The sequence below is a fragment of the Lysinibacillus sp. JNUCC 51 genome (assembly GCF_015999525.1).
Lineage (GTDB): Bacteria > Bacillota > Bacilli > Bacillales_A > Planococcaceae > Lysinibacillus > Lysinibacillus xylanilyticus.
The window spans coordinates 4,319,234-4,338,135 of record NZ_CP065545.1 but is presented as its reverse complement, the minus strand read 5'-3'; the positions used below and the strand labels follow the sequence as shown (position 1 = coordinate 4,338,135).

Here is an 18,902-nt window from a genome sequence, read left to right as displayed (position 1 = left end):
CCAATAGTCATAGTTTACATGACTGCTACAAATATAAATAGAGTGAAAAAAATGGAAATTTTAATAGTTTTACGCATGACAACTGCACCCAATAACTAGCAGAATGGCCACGCTCTAGGAAGTCGGCTGAAACGTAGTTACCTTATGTCGTAAACCACAAAATAAAACATAGTATTTTCTAAATCAAAAATCCCTGTACGCTGACCTTTTCTAGTCAAATAAAAAACCTCCTAACTAATAAAAGTTAGAAGGTAATAAAATTGCGAACTTTGATAGGTGTTCTATTCCCTATTCTATTCCCCAAATCTACAAATCAATTACTTGCTTGTCCCCAAAACATCATTCTCTTCTAGGAACTTCGTATTGAATTGCGCTGATTTGAAAACGTCATTGTTCATCAATGCTTGGTGGAATGGAATTGTTGTATTGATACCAGGACCAGATACTTCAAATTCGCTAAGCGCACGATTCATTTTAGCAATCGCTTCTTCACGTGTATTGGCATGAACAATTAGTTTTGCAACCATAGAGTCATAGTATGGTGGGATTGTATAGCCAGCATATACAGCAGAGTCAATACGTACACCGTAGCCACCTGGAGTTACGTAAGTATCTACAGTACCAGCTGATGGCATGAAGTTTTTATAAGCATTTTCTGCGTTAATACGGCATTCAATTGCCCAACCATTTAATTGAATATCATCTTGAGTGAAAGGAAGTTTTTCACCAGATGCAATTTTTAATTGTTGTTGTACAAGATCTACACCAGAAATCATTTCAGTTACTGGGTGTTCTACTTGGATACGAGTATTCATTTCCATGAAGTAGAATTTATCTTCTCGATAGTCATAAATAAACTCGATTGTTCCAGCACCTTCATAGTTACAAGCTTCTGCAGCTTTAACAGCAGCTGCACCCATTTCAGCACGGCGCTCAGAAGATAGCGCTGGAGATGGAGCTTCCTCTACTAATTTCTGCATACGGCGTTGAACTGTACAGTCACGTTCACCTAAATGTACAACGTTACCATGGCCGTCCGCTAATACTTGGATTTCACAGTGACGGAAGTACTCGATGAATTTTTCTAAATATACGCCCGGGTTGCCGAATGCTGCAGCAGCCTCTTTTTGCGTAATTTCAATGCCTTTTACAAGGTCTTCTTCTGTACGAGCTACACGGATACCTTTACCGCCACCACCAGCAGTTGCTTTGATGATCACTGGGTAACCAATTTTAGCAGCCCATTCTTTACCTGTTTCGATATCTGGAACAATACCAGTACCCGGAACAAGTGGAACACCTGCTGCTTCCATTGTTGTACGTGCAACGTCTTTAATACCCATAATTTTAATAGAATCAGATGAAGGTCCAATGAACTTAATGCCTGCGTTTTCACAAGCCTCAGCGAAGTCAGCGTTTTCAGATACGAAACCGTAACCTGGGTGGATACCGTCTGCACCAGTTTTTTCTGCTACGCTAAGTAAAGCCGGGAAGCTTAGATATGAATCTTTTGATAGCTTTGGCCCGATACAATATGCTTCGTCTGCTAATTTCACATGTAATGCGTCTGCGTCTGCTTCTGAGTATACGGCAACAGATTGAATACCTAACTCTTTACAAGCACGAATGATACGCACAGCGATTTCGCCGCGGTTTGCAATTAAAACTTTTTTCATGGTTGTGCACTCCTTACTCAGCTTTTACAAGGAATAATGGTTGACCGTATTCTACTAATTCACCGTCTTTAACTAGTACTTCAACGATTTCCCCTTGAACTTCTGCTTCAATTTCGTTGAATAGTTTCATAGCTTCTACGATACATACAATTGTTTCATTACCAACTTTGTCCCCCACTTTAACGTAAGCTGGTGAATCTGGATTTGGAGATTGATAAAAAGTTCCAACCATCGGCGATACAATTTTATGCAACGACGAGTCGTTATTTGTTGGTGCTGCAGTTGGTGCTTCTTCAGCTTTTGCTGGTGCTGGAGTTGCAGGTGCTACAGGAGCTGCTGCAGGTGCAGACTGTTCTACAACAGCCGCAACTACTTCTTTTTTAGGTGCTACAGTTTCAGTAACAACACCATTCTTTTTTAATTTAACTTTTGCGCCATCTACTTCGTAAACGAATTCGTCAATTGAAGAAGAATCTACTAATTTAATAATTTCGCGAATTTCTTGAATTTTGAACATTCCTAACTCTCCTTATGAAATAAAATCTACTACAAACACTATTCTATATTTTTTTCGAACAATTTGAAATACTTTAATGCAAATTAAGTAAATATGAACAAAATAAAAGGCTTTCCTTTAATAAACGAAAGCCTTTTCAATATGCTGATATATAACAATAGTTATTTAATAAATGGAATATTCATATTTTTCTACCTATTTTTTAATAGTTATTTGCACTGAATTTTACTTGGACGTCATTTGCGTCTTCCATCTCTGTTTTTACCAAGTAAATAATTTCATTTGCTTGAGCTTTTGATAGCTCCTCCGCCATAACAGTTACCTGCACTTTATCACCATCTGCTCGTACAAACGCATCGGAATAACCTAAAGATTTAATAAGCATTTCTAACATTGCTTCAGAGGATTCTTGTTTTATAAGGTTATCCATTTCATTATAAGCCTCACTTTTTTGTTCCGCTGTGTAATCTTTTGAACCGATCTTCGTTGTTAATTGTTCACGTAGTTGGCTTCTTTCATCACTAACTTGCATGCGCATTTCTTCAAATAAATGACTTGGAGAAGATACTTCCTTCGTCTCTCCGTCTTTCGTTGCTTCTTGATCAGTCACACCCGTTACCGCAGTTTGCTGTAATGCGTCATCTGTGAAAATAGTTAGTCCATTAAATTGTTTTGCTGGATCAACCAAATAATACACTGAAATAACCGCTACTAGACTTAATAATGTCATAAACCAAACTGTTCTTCTACGTACGCGCATTTACTTTTCCTCCTTATTCTCCATTGGAACGATAATAATTCGATGAATCGGCAATTGCATTACTTGACTAACAACAGCACGAATTTCATTTTTCACAAAGATATCTGATGCTCCTTTTGAAACAATTAGCATCCCTGTTAATTCTTTCGTGCCTTGTTCAGTTCCTCGAAAATATTGACTGAATAGTTTATTGTCTTCCATCTCATCTTTCATATCTCCGTAATAAAAATAGACTTTAACCTCCCCAACACCTTTCATAGCCTTTAGTGTCTTCTCAAGTTTTTCTTCATTGGTCATCGATGTTACTTGCCCATTCGTTGTACTCGTTTGATACATTGGTAAAATGATGAAAATTCCCACGGAGGCAGCGATAAGCATTAAGACTATAAATGACGTTGTTTTTTTTCGTTTCTTTTCCACATCACTTGTACATTGCCTCCTTTCATCTTCTCTTTTTCAAGTGTATGTACGCTTGTTTCCTCCTATGAATTGATAAATGGAATCTTTAATAGCAATTGCAAAAATACTAACGTAATAACAAGCTTTGTAAGTGAAATTATTTCTTTATCGTCAGTTAGAAACACAAATATCTGACAGATAAAGAGCATTGCTAATAAAAGAATCAATCTATCTCCCCCCAGCCATAACTTGCACAAAAACGATGAGGAATAAACAAGAAAACATAAATGAAAAAGCAATTAGAAATGATACAGCACATAAGGTAAATAGAGATTTACTAACATGATCAAGTAGTTTACAAATATCATCGAAGGCAATTGGTTCTAAAATAGCAGCTAACATTTTCAACGAATATGCACTGACAACAAGCTGAACTGTTGGAATGAACGACACGGTAATAACCGCTATAAATGCAGAAATACTAGTAATTGAAGAGGAAAATTGTGTCATATGTTGGAACATCGAAAAACTATCTACTATAAAGGAACCTACAACCGGAATATTTTCCTCTATTAATTTCTTCACAGGCTCTGCAACAGCTGCATTGACACTAAATGCGGCAACACCACTCGCCGACATTAAAATGATGTAACAAATAACAGATGCCGAGACGATACTCATAATCGTAAAACGAATCAATTCAGCAATTCTGGTAAACGAAATTTCTTTAACAATGACACTGCAGACATCAAACACAATGGCAAAAAGCACTCCTGGGATAAGCCACTTACTACTAACAAACGTTAAGACTTGTACAAAAAAAAGTAAAAAAGGCTGCCAAGAAGCAATCGCAGTAATACTACTAGATAAAAGAAAGCTTGATGTAAGAATCGGATAAAATGCAGTAAAAATATGAGCAAGACCTTGTGCTATTTCGTCTATTAATTTAAATGAACTCACAACAACTGGTCCTATAGTTGCCAGTACAATAAGAAAAAAAAGTATCCTTGTCCCTTTTTCAAATTCTGGTAAAATCATATTTACAATCAAAATAATAATGACATAGCCACACAAAATAAGTGTCATCTTCAGCAATAAAAAGAATGGATCAGTTAAAAACGAAAATATTTGCTCCAGCAATGTCTTCGCCCCTTAGTTTAGCCGTTGTAAAATGGCCGACACCTCCTGTAAAACAGCCAAAAATTCCTTAAACCAGTACAACAAAATAACAATCTTGACCCCATCATAGACAATATGCCCGAGTACTTTATAGCCCTGTTCTACAAGTAAAAAAGACACCCATTGCCCTATATAAAAAAGGCTAGCACTTACTACAATTGCTTTTGCATAAGGCAAAAAAGCTAATGTCTCAAGCAATTGCTTGATGAATGGCAATAGGAGTGTCGAGAACAACATACCGAACAGCAAAAACGAAAACATAACACTAATTAGCGCATGGAGTGGCTTTATGACTTCTTTTATAAGCAATAATAAAAGCAGCATGACAACAGCTATGATGACAATTTCCATTTACACTACCCAGAAGAGGTCAGCCATTGGAAGAATGTAAGGATTTCATTGAAAAATAGACGTAAAAAACGCAGTAATTCCGCTGTCATATATAAGTAGGCAATGAAAAATAGGAAAAATGAAAATTCTTTTTTTCCTGTTTGATCAAAGAAGACATGAAGAAGCGCAACTACTAGTCCCACTCCAGCGACTCTTAATACGTCTTGTAATTCCATTTCATACGCCCCCTCGTGTACAGCAATATATGTTGCTACCCACAAAAAAAGACCTCCATACTTACGTATAGAGATCTTTGTATTTTTATTTAATTAATGATGCCTCGGCATAATTGGCGTCCGGAATCAGAAAGAAACTAAAGTAGCTTTTCAATGATGCTTTTCACAGTACCTGATTGATTCACTAAATAGCTCTTTTCACCCATCCACATCGATAAATAATCGCCTTTGCCCTGTTTAGCACTTTCTTTACGAATAGTTGTAGTTAGATCATTTTGTAGTGGATAAGGTGCTACAACAGCATCCTTCATACGTTCCGTAAAACCATTCGTTAAACCTCTTGCTGGTTTACCAGAAAAAGCACGAGTAATCGTCGTCTGCTGTTCTTTAGATTCAAGCAAGGCATTTTTATAAAGAGGTGAAATTTCACACTCATCCGCTACTAATAAAGCTGTACCGATTTGAACCGCTTGAGCACCAATTGCTAGAGCTTTGCTTACATCTTCCTTTGTGACAATGCCTCCAGCAGCAATAATCGGAATGGAAATTTGTCCTACTACTTGCTGCAGTAAATCATGCAAATCAATTAATTGCATAGGTTCAGTGAAAGAACCACGATGACCACCAGCTTCACCACCCTGAAGGACAACAGCTTGCATCCCCGCTTGCTCTACACACTTTGCTTCTTCTAATGTAGTAGCTGTACCAATAACATAAACATTGTTGTCCTTTAAACGATCAATGACATCTGCTGAAGGAATACCAAACGTAAAGGAACAAACGGCTACATTTTCATCAAGAACAGCTTGTACTTGTTCTTCAAATACTTCCTTGGACGTGACACTTTGTACAGGTGAAAGTCCAAGCTCATCATAAAACGGTTGTAAAGCCATTCGAGCTTTCTGTAGTACATCAATATCAATACGCGGTTCTTCCTGTACAAATAAATTAACTGCAAATGGCTTTTTCGTTAGCTTTTTAACTTCCTGAATAAAGTTTTTTGTTTGCTCCCCATCTAAATAGCCCGCTCCAATCGAGCCTAAAATGCCTTCCTGTGCACAGGCAGCCACAAATTTTGGCGTAGTTACACCAGCCATTGGTGCCTGTATTATTGGAGAAGTTGTTTCAAAAATTGTTTGTAACATAGCATTCACTCCTTACTATTATTGTAAACAACTCTTCCAAATATGGCCATACACCAAATGATAGAACCATATTTTTATACTAGTAATAACGGCGGTTATTTCACTATCTATTGTCACAAAGTTAGATTTCTTTAGCTTTTTATGTAAAAGTAAAAACCTACCCTTTTGTTAGAAAAGAGTAGGCTGAATGTTTTTATTTATTACGCACGAGAAACGTAAGAAGCTTCTTCTGTATTGATGATTAATTTATCACCTTGGTTTACGAAGAATGGTACTTGTACAATAAGACCTGTTTCAAGTGTTGCTGGTTTTGTACCACCAGAAGCTGTATCACCTTTGATACCAGGTTCTGTTTCTGTTACTTCTAGCTCAACAGTGTTTGGTAATTCAACACCTAGCATTTCACTTTGGTATGATTGAATATGAACTTCCATGTTTTCTGTTAGGAATTTTAATTCATATTCAATTGCAGCTGAAGAAAGTTCAGTTTGCTCATATGATTCTAAATCCATGAAAACATGATCGTCACCTTGTGCATAAAGGTATTGCATTTTACGGTTATCGATTTGTGCTTTTTCAACTTTCTCACCAGCGCGGAAAGTTTTTTCATTTACTGAACCGTTACGTAGGTTACGTAATTTAGAGCGTACGAACGCAGCACCTTTACCTGGTTTAACGTGTTGGAAATCTAACACGCGATATAATTGGCCATCTACAATAATTGTTAGACCAGTACGGAAATCGTTTACTGAAATCATTTGTGTTCCTCCATAGTTTATAAAATAATAAGTTCTTTTGACGAATGAGTTAGTAGTTCATTTCCTGTCTCTGTGATTAAAATATCGTCTTCGATACGAACACCACCGATTCCAGGTACATAAACTCCTGGTTCAATCGTTACGGCCATACCTGGCTCTAGCACCGCTTGTGAACGCATTGATAAGCCAGGGCCTTCATGTACTTCAAGACCAATCCCGTGTCCTAATGAATGACCAAATGCCGCGCCATATCCCTTTTCTGTTAAGTAGTTACGTGCAATCGCATCTGCTTGAATCCCTGTTAAGCCAGGGCCAACCTTTTCAAGTGCTAAAAGCTGGGAAGCAAGTACTGCGTTATACATATCCACTAATTTTTCAGATGGCTCGCCAACTGCCACAGTACGTGTAATATCCGAGATATAGCCATTGTACAGCGCCCCATAGTCTAAAGTGACAAAGTCGCCTTTTTCAATCACTTTATTCGTTGCAACACCATGTGGTAAAGCTGAGCGAAGACCAGACGCAACTATTGTATCAAACGAGGATTGAGTTGCTCCTTGTTTACGCATGAAAAATTCTAATTCATTCGAAACCTCAAGCTCTGTTTTTCCTGGCTTGATGAAGTTTAAGATATGTGTATATGCGTGATCAGCAATTTCACACGCAACCTTAATAATATTAATCTCTTGTTGCGTCTTAATCAAGCGAATTTTTTCAATTAGCCCAGAAATCGGCACTAAATCAGCTTGAATTTTATTTTTATACAGCTCATATGTTCCATAGCTAACAGTATCTTTCTCAAAGCCCAATAATTTGATACCCATGTTTTTTACTTGTGTTGCAATTTCTTCAATAATCGTCGCCTCATGCTTTACAATTCGGAAGTCCTGTACTTGCGCAGCTGCTTGCTCTGTATAACGGAAATCCGTGATAAACACAGCATCATTTTGAGACACAATCGCTACGCCCGCTGTTCCTGTAAAACCAGTCATATAACGACGATTGTACTCGTTCGTAATTAAAATGCCATCCATGTTTTGTTCCTGAAGTGCCTTACGTAGCTTTTGTAATTTCAACATAATCAATTCTCCCTCTCGATAAATGTGCGTAGTGCCAGTTCATAGCCTTTCGTACCTAGTCCACTAATTTGACCAAGGCATGCCGGAGCGAGATAAGAATGATGACGGAAAGCCTCACGTTTATGGATATTTGAAATATGTACTTCTATAACCGGCACAGAAATCCCTGCTATTGCATCATGTAACGCAATGCTTGTATGGGTATATGCACCAGGATTAAAGATTATACCATCATATTTTTCGTCCTCTGCTTCATGCACCCAATCAACAAGTACCCCTTCATGATTAGTTTGACGAAACTCGACAGTGGCGCCTAAAGATGCCGCAAGATTCTGAACATTATTTTTCACATCTTCTAATGTCTCATGACCATATATATGTGGCTCTCGTTTACCTAGTCGATTTAAATTAGGTCCATTCAAACACAATAACTTCACGCATATTCGCCTCTTTCTATGTACTTGCCATTATTTTATCATACAAGGCGCATACAGCAACTAATTTCCTTTTTGTGCTGTGTGCTCCTTTTGATGAAAATTAGCAGTTTCAAGTAAGAAACGTAATAGACAAATAACAATGACTATGAAAGGGATTGATAGTTTTTTAAAAGAAGAAGATTGTAAAGGCAAATCAAGAACAATCCATTCTAACGTGATGGACAAAAAAAGGCCGAGCAAAAAAGAAGATAGCACAGCTGGGATTATATAGACATATCTCAACGTAATATATAACACAAATCCAATAATAAATAAGACTAGGATGAGAAAGCTCCATTGAAATAATTTTGAGCTACCTTCGAATAAATCCCATTTCTTATAAAAACCTATTGGATTCCATTTAATGAGATGAAAGTATTGAAACCCCTTTAAACACAATGCTAAAACAAGTGCACTAACGAGCGATGTTATACTAGCTACTTTCAAGCAAAAGTCCTCCTAACTTGTACCACGAGTCTATTTTCTAATGCTAATCATTTCCTGAACTATACGATTAGTGTAACCATTTAGAAATTTTACTATGCGTAACTCTAGAGGTTTTTCACTAAATTTAGTACAATGGTACAGTTGAAATATAAAAAGAGAGTGGTGTTAGCCTTGAGCAATTCACCTGTTTACGGGGGACAAGCACAATTAGAGGGTGTAATGTTCGGCGGAAAGGAACATACGATTACTGCGATTCGCCGTAACGATGATTCCATTGATTATTATCATTACAAAAAAGTTCAAAATCCTATTTTACAAAAGCTTAAAAAAATTCCATTGGTGCGAGGCGTTGTAGCACTGATTGAATCAGCTGGTTTAGGCTCTCGCCATATGCAGTTTTCAGGTGACCGTTACGACGTTACACCTGGCGAAGAAGAAGAACATAAAGAGGAAGGCTCGAGACTTCAAATGATTTTAGGAGTTGCAGTTGTAGGTATTCTTTCCTTTTTATTTGGTAAATTTGCCTTTACACTAATTCCAGTATTTATTGCGGATTTTTTCTCTAAATGGATAGAGGGCAAAACCGGTCAAATTTTACTTGAAAGTGGCATTAAGCTAATTTTACTACTAACCTATTTATATTTTATTTCTTTAACTCCACTAATTAAACGAGTGTTCCAATATCATGGTGCAGAACATAAAGTTATAAATTGCTATGAAGCTGGTATGGACGTAACAGTAGAAAATGTGCAAGCACAATCACGCTTACACTATCGTTGCGGTAGTAGTTTTATGCTGTTCACTGTATTTGTAGGCATGTTTTTATATTTCTTCGTGCCAACTGATCCACTTTGGTTACGCATCTTGGACCGTATTCTATTAATTCCAGTTGTTCTTGGTATTTCATTCGAAGTGCTTCAAGCGACAAATACATGCCGTAATGTTCCCGTGTTACGCTTCCTTGGCTATCCAGGCTTATGGCTGCAATTACTGACAACACGCGAGCCAAAGGACGACCAAGTAGAAGTAGCCATCGCATCCTTCAATATGTTGCTTCAAGTTGAGCAACAACCAGAAATCGCAGCAACTTTAAATCATGATTAATAAATCAATTATGCCTCGGCATAATTGCGTCCGGAATCTGCTTTGTGCTTAGGCCTGCTGGATGCAGGTCAGTTAGCCGTTATCGCACGGATGCGATGATTTTAGGCTAAAATCCTTTATTAACTCCTTTCCGATTCCGTAACATCCGCCGGAGGCTTTGGGCCAACAAATGTTTTTTGCGCGAAAGCGTAGTGCTAACGTAGCGTCAGCAGCATGATGTTGGTCACTCAGTCGTCGCCACAGGACGTGGCGTTCTTAGACTGAGTTCCTTTATTTCAGCGGATGTTTGAACACACGCTGAAAAAAGTTAAAGAGCAAGTCCAACTAATTGCATCAGTTGGACTTGCCCTTTTTTATAGTTTTTACAATGGCTGTACTGAAACTATTTGCTGTTTTGCTTTCTCGTACTCCGCTTCCAATGTTTTAAATATTTCACGAACCGACTCTCGTTTGACAATATTAGTAATACCATGTCCAGCAGACCAAATATCTCGCCATGCCTTGACATTCACAAGATGTGTTAAATCAATGTCCTCTCTTGGCTTCAATGTCGCTGGATCAATGCCTTCCTTTAATAAGGATGGAATTAACACATTAACATGGACACCGCTAAAAGCATCAGTATATAAAATATCAGAGGTATCACTTTCAATCACCATATTTTTGTACTCTTCAGGTGCATTTCCTTCATCACAAGCTAAAAAACGAGTACCCATATAGGCATAGTCTGCTCCCATTATTTGAGCAGCTAATACGTCTGCACCGCTAGAAATGGAGCCTGATAAAATGATTGTCCCTGTAAAGAATTTCTTTACCGCAGATACAAAGCCAAATGGGTTTAGTTGCCCGCCATGCCCACCAGCTCCTGCACAAACAAGGATTAGTCCGTCTACACCTATGGCAGCAGAGTTTTTAGCATGCTTGACGTTCGCAACATCTGCATAGACCTTCCCTCCATAGCCATGAACAATGTCTATAACTCTCTTTGGATTACCTAATGAAGTAATGACAATTGGTGGCTGGAATTGTTCAATTAACTGTAAATCTTCCTCAAAACGTGTATTCGCTACAGGGTGACATATAAAGTTGACTGCCCATTGCTCAGTAGGTAGCGCCTCTTTTATTTCTTCAAGCCACTCAGCACATGCTGAAGCGGGTCTTGCATTTAATAACGGAAAAGAACCGATAGCCCCTGCTCTACTAGCTTCAATAACCATTTTTGGGTTAGAAACTAAAAACATCGGAGCTACTATAATTGGTAAACTATTCATACACTCTCCCCCTTTATACTTAAATAATTCGAGAGATTTCCTGAAAATCCTACTAAAAAAATCAATTATCCCTCTGCATAATTGCGTCCAGAATCGGCTTTGTGCTTTGGCAGATGTTTCTTGCGCGAAAGCGTAGTGAAACGTAACGACAGCAGCACATGTTTTTTGCGCGAAAGCGTAGTGCAACGTAGCGACAGCAGCACATGTTTTTTGCGCGAAAGCGTAGTGCAACGTAGCGACAGCAGCACATGTTTTTTGCGTGAAAGCGTAGTGCTAACGCAGCGGCAGCAAATTGTTTTTGTCTGTGCAAAAGCGAAACACAGCAAGAGGGTTTCATCTGCGAGAAAGCGAAGCGGCAGCGGCAACAACAAGATGTTGGTCACTCAGTCGTTGCGACAGGACATGGTGCTCTTAAACTGAGTTCCTCTATTTCAGTTGGTGTTTGGACATATACTAAAAAGTAGCTTATATCCTGATTCGTCTCATCACCTATAGAGGTGGGAGAATTCTGTAACTGCCGTTTCACTTACGTTACATAAAACATCTGTAACTGCCGTTTCACTTACGTTACATAAAAACATCTGTAACTGCCCTCTACGCTTTCGCTACAAACGACATTTGCTGAAAGAAGTTAAATTTTAGCTCTCCCCTCGTATCTTACGTTGAAATAACAGGATTGAAATCATGAAAATAAAGACCGTATAACCTAAAACGATAGAGAGCGGGACGAAAAGATCTGAATATGCCCCACTTAATACTGCACGTGCCGCATTAACAGCATGGACAAAGGGCAAAAATTGCGTGATAGATTGAAATGTTCCACCTATTATGTCAGGCTCAAACCAAGTACCGCTAAACCACGTTGATAAATTTACAAATATCGCAAAGATACCTCCTACTTGCTTATCCGTAAAAATTGTTCCAAGTAATAAACCAAATCCTATATACAATAAAGAGATTACAATAAGGACGCCTACCATTAAAAGGACAGATATATTCAAGGACAAGCCTAAAAATACAGCAGCAAGCAAACAAAAAATGATTTGTAATAATGCAATCGGTAGCAGAGGCAGGACATAACCCAAAATATAATCACTTGCTGACATAGGAGAAGCAAAAATCCGCATTAAAAACGATGAGCTTTTATCCTTGCCTAATAACATACCAGAAAAAAGAGTGAGAAATGAGAAACTAAAAACAATAACTCCTGGCGTGAGATTACCAATTTCATATAATGCGAACGGCATATTTTTTTGCATGACAGAAAATAGCCACATAAGAAGCATTGGCAAGCCCATGCCAAAAAGGAGTGTTAATGGATCACGTACTATTTCCTTATGATTTCTTGTTGCAAATACACTTGCTTTCAAAGTGCCCCCTCCTCTGTAAGCTCTAAAAATACATCTTCTAAAGAATTCTTTTTTGTTTCATGTTTTAATTGCTGGACTGTACCAAGAGCGCGTAATCTGCCCCGATGCATAATTCCCACACGATCTGCCAGCACCTCGACTTCTTCTAAGTAGTGAGTCGTTAATACAATCGTTACTTGACCTTTTAATTGATTTAGTATTTTCCATAAATCATGGCGTGCACGTACATCCATACCTAATGTTGGTTCATCTAAAAAGAGTATTTTCGGATTAGACATCATAGCCATCGCAACACTTAATCGACGCTTATAACCGCCCGATAACGTTTTGGCTTTATTAGACTGACGAGGAGTCAAACCAAATAAATTCATTTGTGCGCTTGCTCGTTTATTTGCCTCTGTTTTTGAGCACCCATAAATCCGGCCCATTAATAGCAAATTTTCTAATACCGTCAAATTTGGTGCAACTGCTGTTTCCTGCGGAGAAATGTTTAATTTCTTTTTAGCAGCGACCTGATGATGAACAATACTTTCACCATCCAAAAGTGCATCTCCAGCTGTTGGTGATAAAAGTCCACAAAGCATTTTAATAGTTGTCGTCTTGCCGGCAGCATTTTGACCGAGAAGTGCAAAGAATTCCCCCATTTTTATATTTAAAGATAACTGATCCACTACTACATGTTCCTTATACTGCTTTGTTAAACCGTTAATTTCAATTGTCATATACCTCACCTCTCTTTTGTTAACATTGCATTTATTTTTTCAATATCACGCTTTGAAAGCTTATATTGAAATAGCCAAGTCACGACATATGTTCCTAAGAAACTCGCTAATAACGAACAAACATTAGCCACTGTTTTCGGCATCCATAAAATCATCACTATCGGTATCCAAATAATTGCCGTTACAAAAAAGTGCACAATATACTGCTTCAACATTCCCCATCTTGCCATTTCAAAAAATAATGCAGCTAAAGCGAAAGTTATCCCAATCAAACCAGTCAATAAAACTTGAGTAATAATTGCGAATATTTCTTTTGTAAATAACGCTCGAAATTCAGGAACTACCCAAGCGTAACTCCCTTGCGCTATCCCCTTTGATACAAAAAATTGCACTACTTGCCCAAGTACAACCCCAATGATAAATCCACCTATAATCCGAATTAAAATGTCTTTTCGCATGTTTTTCACCTCAAAACCCTAATTGCTTCTTAATTTTCGTTACATAGCGCCTTGAAGCGTATGTTTTAATCCCGCCTTTTAGCTCAACCCCGATTGTTCCTGTCTTGCTTATATCCATATGTATAATCATATTTCGATTGACAATTTCAGCATTTGAAATACGTACAAACATCTGTGTATTCAGCTTTTCTTCAAGCTCGTACAAGCGAAAGCGTACATTGTATATACTAACCATCGTTTGAACGAAAACTTTCTTTTGTTCCGTATAAATGCGCACAATGTCCCCACAGTTAATAAACTCAACACCTCTATGTGATAAAACCGATAATGTGTTCATTTCAGCGGAAGTGAAACACTGCATGATATTCTCTATTTCATCGGTCATTTTATCTGTGTGAATAATAACTTTCGGCTCTTTGCATACCGGGTCAATCGACACTTCTACCTTCATATCATCACAATCCTTTCTTTCGTTTTTACTATAAAATTTTCATCTAGTTATGTAAATGGATTTTCGATGACTGGTCGTTTAGACGGGATAAGTGGTCGGGACCTAAAAGGTGTGAGAGTTCCGTAGCTGGCGTTTATCTAATGAAGAAAAAAGGTGCATATCGGTCTTTGATAGCGTTGCTTTGAAATAAAGTTTGATCAAAAATTCCACACCACCAGTATTTAAGATAAATAAAAAGAATCCATTTTGAAAAAAAGATTGATCAAAATGGATTCTTATTCAGACGATTTAATTATCAGTTTTATAAAAAGCTTTGATCTTTTTCTACCTGTGCCCTTCACAATCATGCCTTTTAATGGAATATCATATTATTTTTATTATGTGGTTTTGTTAAAGATCATTGCTTAAACCTAATTCAAGATAAGCACCTGTTTGTGGCAAGATAATCTTTATAGTCTATAGGTGGAGTAATTCATTAGAGCGTGATTTCAATATTCGAATTCGTCAATGCGAAGGAATTAATTTAGCGAAAAAGGAAGGGAGATACCGCAGATTAGTTAAAAAGTATCATAAGCATACCGGGATTAATTACGCAGTGATTCGGCTTAAGTCAGTTATTTTGATGTGATTAGAGGAAAAGAGAAACAAAAAAACTTGGATACTTTTACCAAGTTCTTTAATATTGCACAAAAGCAGACACGAATATATAATTATATCACAACCGCTATCTGTCGCGTGCGCATAGTTGCCCTATCTTATATTTTTATGTTATCACGCCGGTAAGCTCTTGTCAAATATTTTTTCTCAATAGAATGGTTAGGAGAGATGTAGAATGAGTTCTTTGGTTCTTAGTTTTCAGGAAATGGATAAAACACAGCTTTTGCTCGTTGGTGGAAAAGGGTCAAATTTAGGTGAATTATCAAAAGTTGAAGGAACACAAGTACCTGAAGGATTTTGTGTTACGACAGAGGGTTATCAAAAAGCCATCGAACAAAACGAAACCTTTCAAGTATTGTTGGATCAACTATCAACGCTAAAAGTAAATGATCATGATCAAATTGGTGAAATCAGCAGGAAGATTCGACAAATCATTTTGGAAGTAGAAATTCCTTCCGATGTTGTAAAAGAAGTTGCTCACTCACTCTCTCAGCTTGGTGATGATCATGCTTACGCAGTGCGTTCTAGTGCGACTGCTGAAGATTTACCACATGCCTCTTTTGCTGGTCAACAAGACACCTATTTAAATATCATAGGCAAGGAATCCATCTTGCAGCATATTCGTAAATGTTGGGCTTCCCTATTTACGGATCGCGCGGTAATCTACCGTATGCAAAATGGATTTGATCACAGTCAAGTGTATTTATCCGTCATCATACAACGGATGGTTTTCCCACAGGCATCAGGGATTTTATTTACCGCTGATCCGATTACTTCTAACCGAAAACTACTATCAATCAATGCCAGTTTTGGACTCGGCGAAGCACTGGTCTCTGGCTTGGTCTCTGCAGATTGTTATAAAGTACAGGAAGAAAAAATCATCGATAAAATGATAGCGGCCAAGAAATTAGCTATCTATGGCCTAAAAGGAGGAGGAACAGAGACACAACAGATCGATCCGGATCAGCAAAAGACACAAACACTTACTGATCAACAGATTTTACAACTAGCACGTATCGGAAGACAGATCGAAGCTTATTTTGGTTGCCCACAAGATATCGAATGGTGTTTGGTGGATGATACATTTTATATTGTTCAGAGTCGCCCAATCACAACTCTTTTCCCCATCCCTAAAGCGGCTGATCAAGAAAACCACGTCTATATATCTGTCGGTCATCAACAAATGATGACAGATCCCATGAAACCGTTGGGATTGTCTTTTTTCCTATTAACAACTTCTGCGCCAATGCGAAAAGCAGGTGGAAGATTGTTTGTTGATGTCACACATCAACTGGCTTCACCGGTCAGTAGAAACAATTTATTAAATGCTATGGGACAACACGATCCGCTCATGAAAGACGCACTTATGAACATCATTGAGCGTGGAGATTTTATTAAATCGTTACCTAATGATAATAAAGCACCGAGTCCCAACAGAGGCAATACAGATACGTTACCACAAATCGAAAACAATCCATCAATCGTTTCTGAATTGATCAAGCGTAATCAAACATCCATAGAAGAGTTAAAACAAAACATCCAAACGAAATCAGGAATAGATTTATTTGATTTTATTCTAGAAGATATTCAGGAATTAAAGAAGATTTTATTTGACCCACAAAGTTCAGCTGTATTTATGTCTGCTATAAATGCTTCAATATGGGTCAATGAAAAAATGTACGAGTGGTTAGGTGAAAAAAATGTAGCAGACACGCTTTCTCAATCTGTACCAAACAATATTACTTCGGAAATGGGTCTAGCACTTTTGGATGTAGCAGATGTGCTCCGTCCTTATCCAGAAGTAATTGCATATTTACAACACACACAAAATGATAACTTTTTGGATGAACTAGTTAAGTTTGATGGCGGACAGGAAGCAAGAGACGCTTTCCATGTTTTTCTCAACAAATACGGAATGCGATGTGCTGGAGAAATCGATATTACGAAAACTCGTTGGAGCGAAAAACCAATTACACTTATCCCTATGATTCTTAATAATATTAAAAACTTGCAGCCTAATGCCAGCAATCGAAAATTTGAGCAAGGGCGACAGGAAGCTTTGAAAAAAGAACAAGAGTTACTAGAGCGTTTGAAGCAATTACCGAATGGTGAGCAAAAAGCCAAAGAAACAAAACGAATGATCGACCTAATCCGGAATTTCATAGGCTACCGTGAATATCCAAAATACGGAATGATTAATCGCTACTTCGTTTATAAGCAGGCTTTACTGAAAGAAGCCGAACAACTTGTTCAAGACAACGTTATTCACGAAGAAGAAGATATATACTATCTCACTTTTGAAGAACTTCGTGAAATCGTACACACAAATAAACTAGATTACCAGATTATCAACGAACGAAAAGACGAATACAAATTATATGAAAAACTTACTCCCCCACGCGTTATCACGTCTGATGGTGAAATTATTGTAGGTGAATACAAACGAGAAAATCTCCCAGCCAAAGCTATTGTAGGGCTACCTGTTTCATCCGGAGTTATAGAGGGGCGTGCTCGTGTCATCTTAAAAATGGAAGATGCTGATTTAGAAGAAGGAGATATATTAGTTACCTCCTTTACTGACCCAAGCTGGACACCATTGTTTGTATCCATAAAAGGTCTAGTCACAGAAGTTGGCGGACTGATGACACATGGAGCAGTTATCGCGCGTGAATATGGCTTACCAGCAGTTGTTGGGGTGGATAATGCCACTGAACTGATAAAAGATGGGCAACGAATTCGCGTACACGGAACAGAAGGGTATATTGAAATATTGTAATAGCTGAATACGTCAAGTAAGAGCCTTTGTCATAATGGACGGCAGTATACGCAACCTGTCATGGATAAAGGGACGCTCCCTTTCTATTCTTTGTTAGGTAATTGATAGTAAATCCATCGCAAAATTTGGGATTTTATTCAATAACGGAAAGTCGATTCTTCCTTACTTTGGGTAAGAATAATCGATATTGAGCTTCTCTCGAATAAGATTTAGGCATTGATCTTCAACCATTGAACGCATTATATAGTACGAAAAAAGGCCAATTTCTCGACTTTAATGCCGAGGAATTGACCTTTTTTTATATTAACGTTGTAAATCCTTATTTAAATACAAGGTAGATCATACACTTATTCGATTACATTCATTTCTAATTTTTTCTGTACAGCTTTAATCATTCGAGCAGATCCATAGCAAGTTTCTCCATTTTCCATTAGAATTTCTTTCTTTTTTAAGTCCACTTCCTGAATATTGTCGATATTTACAACGTAAGAATTATGGCAACGAATGAAGCCTTCATACTCTTTTTCAATGTCTTTCAGCTTCCCATAAAACTCCACTTGACGATTATCCAAATGTAAAACAACTTTATGTAATGGGGAGGATTCAAAAAACATGATATCATCATAGTTGACACTAATAATTTTATCTGCAACTCTTTGAACGAATTTTTTATTGGATGCGTTGTTCATTACTTGCTTTCTTTCATTTGTCACCTTCAAACAGCTAACAATCTTGCTCTGTACAGAATCGACATCATCTTTAATAATAAAATCCATCGCAGCTACTTTATAAATGAAATTTAAATATGTAAGTTCTGAGTGGGTTGTGATAAAAACAATATCACCAATTGGATCAATTTTTCTGATTTCCGAGCCAAGTGTGATACCATTCATCTCATGATTCAAGTCGATATCAAGAAAATATAAACCAGGTCGATTACTCTCCTTTATATAGGCTAATACTTCTTCTGGATCTGCAGTTGTTAGTACCAGTTGCATATCAAGGTTTTCAATCATTATGTAATTTGAAACATACCTGGCTATCTTTTCTCTTTGTTCCTTTTGATCTTCACAAATAAAAACATCAATCAT

Annotated in this window: 21 protein-coding genes and 1 pseudogene; 3 read left to right on the top strand and 19 right to left on the bottom strand. The window is 37.6% G+C overall.

Annotated elements, in window-relative coordinates:
* Positions 1-317: 317 nt before the first annotated feature.
* From accC to JNUCC51_RS20870, 13 genes are all read right to left on the bottom strand, one after another.
* Positions 318-1,676 (bottom strand): acetyl-CoA carboxylase biotin carboxylase subunit, encoded by a 1,359-nt coding sequence (accC, locus tag JNUCC51_RS20930; protein ID WP_337989589.1) that lies wholly within the window; start codon positions 1,674-1,676, stop codon positions 318-320.
* 13 nt (positions 1,677-1,689) lie between these two features.
* Positions 1,690-2,193 (bottom strand): acetyl-CoA carboxylase biotin carboxyl carrier protein, encoded by a 504-nt coding sequence (gene accB / locus JNUCC51_RS20925; RefSeq protein ID WP_337989588.1) that lies wholly within the window; start codon positions 2,191-2,193, stop codon positions 1,690-1,692.
* Between the two features lie 202 nt (positions 2,194-2,395).
* The gene (locus JNUCC51_RS20920; protein ID WP_337989587.1) at positions 2,396-2,953 is read right to left on the bottom strand and encodes a SpoIIIAH-like family protein; all 558 of its coding nucleotides are present in this window, start codon (positions 2,951-2,953) and stop codon (positions 2,396-2,398) included.
* Positions 2,954-3,373, bottom strand: a complete 420-nt coding sequence (locus tag JNUCC51_RS20915) for a SpoIIIAG-related protein (protein WP_337989586.1) — start codon at positions 3,371-3,373, stop codon at positions 2,954-2,956. It abuts the gene before it with no gap.
* 62 nt (positions 3,374-3,435) lie between these two features.
* A complete protein-coding gene (locus JNUCC51_RS20910; protein WP_166672062.1) occupies positions 3,436-3,579 on the bottom strand; it encodes a hypothetical protein in 144 nt (47 codons plus the stop codon).
* A gap of 1 nt (position 3,580) precedes the next feature.
* On the bottom strand, positions 3,581-4,492 hold the full coding sequence (locus JNUCC51_RS20905) for a stage III sporulation protein AE (protein ID WP_337989585.1): 912 nt from the start codon (positions 4,490-4,492) through the stop codon (positions 3,581-3,583).
* Between the two features lie 12 nt (positions 4,493-4,504).
* Positions 4,505-4,882 (bottom strand): hypothetical protein, encoded by a 378-nt coding sequence (locus tag JNUCC51_RS20900; protein WP_100544812.1) that lies wholly within the window; start codon positions 4,880-4,882, stop codon positions 4,505-4,507.
* Between the two features lie 5 nt (positions 4,883-4,887).
* Positions 4,888-5,097, bottom strand: coding sequence for a hypothetical protein (locus JNUCC51_RS20895; RefSeq protein ID WP_012295089.1), 210 nt, complete (start codon positions 5,095-5,097; stop codon positions 4,888-4,890).
* A 137-nt stretch (positions 5,098-5,234) separates the two neighbouring features.
* Positions 5,235-6,242, bottom strand: a complete 1,008-nt coding sequence (locus JNUCC51_RS20890) for an NAD(P)H-dependent flavin oxidoreductase (protein ID WP_337989584.1) — start codon at positions 6,240-6,242, stop codon at positions 5,235-5,237.
* A gap of 200 nt (positions 6,243-6,442) precedes the next feature.
* Positions 6,443-7,000 (bottom strand): elongation factor P, encoded by a 558-nt coding sequence (gene efp, locus JNUCC51_RS20885; protein ID WP_337989583.1) that lies wholly within the window; start codon positions 6,998-7,000, stop codon positions 6,443-6,445.
* Between the two features lie 17 nt (positions 7,001-7,017).
* Complete coding sequence (locus JNUCC51_RS20880) at positions 7,018-8,079, bottom strand: M24 family metallopeptidase (RefSeq protein WP_337989582.1); 1,062 nt, start codon at positions 8,077-8,079, stop codon at positions 7,018-7,020.
* A gap of 2 nt (positions 8,080-8,081) precedes the next feature.
* Positions 8,082-8,516 (bottom strand): type II 3-dehydroquinate dehydratase, encoded by a 435-nt coding sequence (gene aroQ / locus JNUCC51_RS20875; protein ID WP_337989581.1) that lies wholly within the window; start codon positions 8,514-8,516, stop codon positions 8,082-8,084.
* A 60-nt stretch (positions 8,517-8,576) separates the two neighbouring features.
* Positions 8,577-9,002, bottom strand: a complete 426-nt coding sequence (locus tag JNUCC51_RS20870; RefSeq protein WP_337989580.1) for a hypothetical protein — start codon at positions 9,000-9,002, stop codon at positions 8,577-8,579.
* A gap of 132 nt (positions 9,003-9,134) precedes the next feature.
* On the opposite strand from JNUCC51_RS20870, the gene JNUCC51_RS20865 reads away from it, so the two are divergent.
* Entirely contained in the window at positions 9,135-10,106 is a 972-nt protein-coding gene (locus JNUCC51_RS20865; protein ID WP_443136960.1) for a DUF1385 domain-containing protein, read from the top strand.
* 362 nt (positions 10,107-10,468) lie between these two features.
* Here the strand turns inward: JNUCC51_RS20865 and JNUCC51_RS20860 are convergent, their stop codons facing one another.
* The 5 genes from JNUCC51_RS20860 to JNUCC51_RS20840 form a co-directional block, all read right to left on the bottom strand.
* Positions 10,469-11,377, bottom strand: a complete 909-nt coding sequence (locus tag JNUCC51_RS20860) for an NAD(P)H-dependent flavin oxidoreductase (RefSeq protein ID WP_337989578.1) — start codon at positions 11,375-11,377, stop codon at positions 10,469-10,471.
* Between the two features lie 638 nt (positions 11,378-12,015).
* A complete protein-coding gene (locus tag JNUCC51_RS20855) occupies positions 12,016-12,747 on the bottom strand; it encodes an ABC transporter permease (protein WP_337989577.1) in 732 nt (243 codons plus the stop codon).
* Positions 12,744-13,469, bottom strand: a complete 726-nt coding sequence (locus JNUCC51_RS20850) for an ABC transporter ATP-binding protein (RefSeq protein WP_337989576.1) — start codon at positions 13,467-13,469, stop codon at positions 12,744-12,746. The genes JNUCC51_RS20855 and JNUCC51_RS20850 overlap by 4 nt, the downstream gene beginning before the upstream one ends.
* Positions 13,470-13,474: 5 nt before the next feature.
* Positions 13,475-13,927 (bottom strand): DUF3021 domain-containing protein, encoded by a 453-nt coding sequence (locus tag JNUCC51_RS20845; RefSeq protein WP_337989575.1) that lies wholly within the window; start codon positions 13,925-13,927, stop codon positions 13,475-13,477.
* Between the two features lie 10 nt (positions 13,928-13,937).
* Complete coding sequence (locus JNUCC51_RS20840) at positions 13,938-14,378, bottom strand: LytTR family DNA-binding domain-containing protein (protein WP_337989574.1); 441 nt, start codon at positions 14,376-14,378, stop codon at positions 13,938-13,940.
* A 469-nt stretch (positions 14,379-14,847) separates the two neighbouring features.
* Between JNUCC51_RS20840 and JNUCC51_RS20835 the strand changes: the two are divergent.
* Positions 14,848-14,976 (top strand): annotated as a pseudogene (locus JNUCC51_RS20835) (recombinase family protein); the annotation flags it as partial.
* 234 nt (positions 14,977-15,210) lie between these two features.
* Positions 15,211-17,811, top strand: a complete 2,601-nt coding sequence (gene ppsA, locus JNUCC51_RS20830; protein WP_337989573.1) for a phosphoenolpyruvate synthase — start codon at positions 15,211-15,213, stop codon at positions 17,809-17,811.
* 347 nt (positions 17,812-18,158) lie between these two features.
* Here ppsA and JNUCC51_RS20825 read toward each other — a convergent pair whose 3' ends face one another.
* Entirely contained in the window at positions 18,159-18,902 is a 744-nt protein-coding gene (locus tag JNUCC51_RS20825) for a LytR/AlgR family response regulator transcription factor (RefSeq protein WP_337989572.1), read from the bottom strand.

What these genes read in the sequence shown, in the direction of transcription:
- JNUCC51_RS20895 (WP_012295089.1), bottom strand. Translation starts at nt 5,097, where the DNA reads ATGGAATTACAAGACGTATTAAGAGTCGCTGGAGTGGGACTAGTAGTT.
- JNUCC51_RS20860 (WP_337989578.1), bottom strand. Translation starts at nt 11,377, where the DNA reads ATGAATAGTTTACCAATTATAGTAGCTCCGATGTTTTTAGTTTCTAAC.
- JNUCC51_RS20865 (WP_443136960.1), top strand. Translation starts at nt 9,135, where the DNA reads ATGGTACAGTTGAAATATAAAAAGAGAGTGGTGTTAGCCTTGAGCAAT.
- ppsA (WP_337989573.1), top strand. Translation starts at nt 15,211, where the DNA reads ATGAGTTCTTTGGTTCTTAGTTTTCAGGAAATGGATAAAACACAGCTT.
- accB (WP_337989588.1), bottom strand. Translation starts at nt 2,193, where the DNA reads ATGTTCAAAATTCAAGAAATTCGCGAAATTATTAAATTAGTAGATTCT.
- efp (WP_337989583.1), bottom strand. Translation starts at nt 7,000, where the DNA reads ATGATTTCAGTAAACGATTTCCGTACTGGTCTAACAATTATTGTAGAT.
- JNUCC51_RS20880 (WP_337989582.1), bottom strand. Translation starts at nt 8,079, where the DNA reads ATGTTGAAATTACAAAAGCTACGTAAGGCACTTCAGGAACAAAACATG.
- JNUCC51_RS20900 (WP_100544812.1), bottom strand. Translation starts at nt 4,882, where the DNA reads ATGGAAATTGTCATCATAGCTGTTGTCATGCTGCTTTTATTATTGCTT.
- accC (WP_337989589.1), bottom strand. Translation starts at nt 1,676, where the DNA reads ATGAAAAAAGTTTTAATTGCAAACCGCGGCGAAATCGCTGTGCGTATC.
- JNUCC51_RS20825 (WP_337989572.1), bottom strand. Translation starts at nt 18,902, where the DNA reads ATGATTGATGTTTTTATTTGTGAAGATCAAAAGGAACAAAGAGAAAAG.
- JNUCC51_RS20850 (WP_337989576.1), bottom strand. Translation starts at nt 13,469, where the DNA reads ATGACAATTGAAATTAACGGTTTAACAAAGCAGTATAAGGAACATGTA.
- JNUCC51_RS20840 (WP_337989574.1), bottom strand. Translation starts at nt 14,378, where the DNA reads ATGAAGGTAGAAGTGTCGATTGACCCGGTATGCAAAGAGCCGAAAGTT.
- JNUCC51_RS20920 (WP_337989587.1), bottom strand. Translation starts at nt 2,953, where the DNA reads ATGCGCGTACGTAGAAGAACAGTTTGGTTTATGACATTATTAAGTCTA.
- JNUCC51_RS20890 (WP_337989584.1), bottom strand. Translation starts at nt 6,242, where the DNA reads ATGTTACAAACAATTTTTGAAACAACTTCTCCAATAATACAGGCACCA.
- JNUCC51_RS20845 (WP_337989575.1), bottom strand. Translation starts at nt 13,927, where the DNA reads ATGCGAAAAGACATTTTAATTCGGATTATAGGTGGATTTATCATTGGG.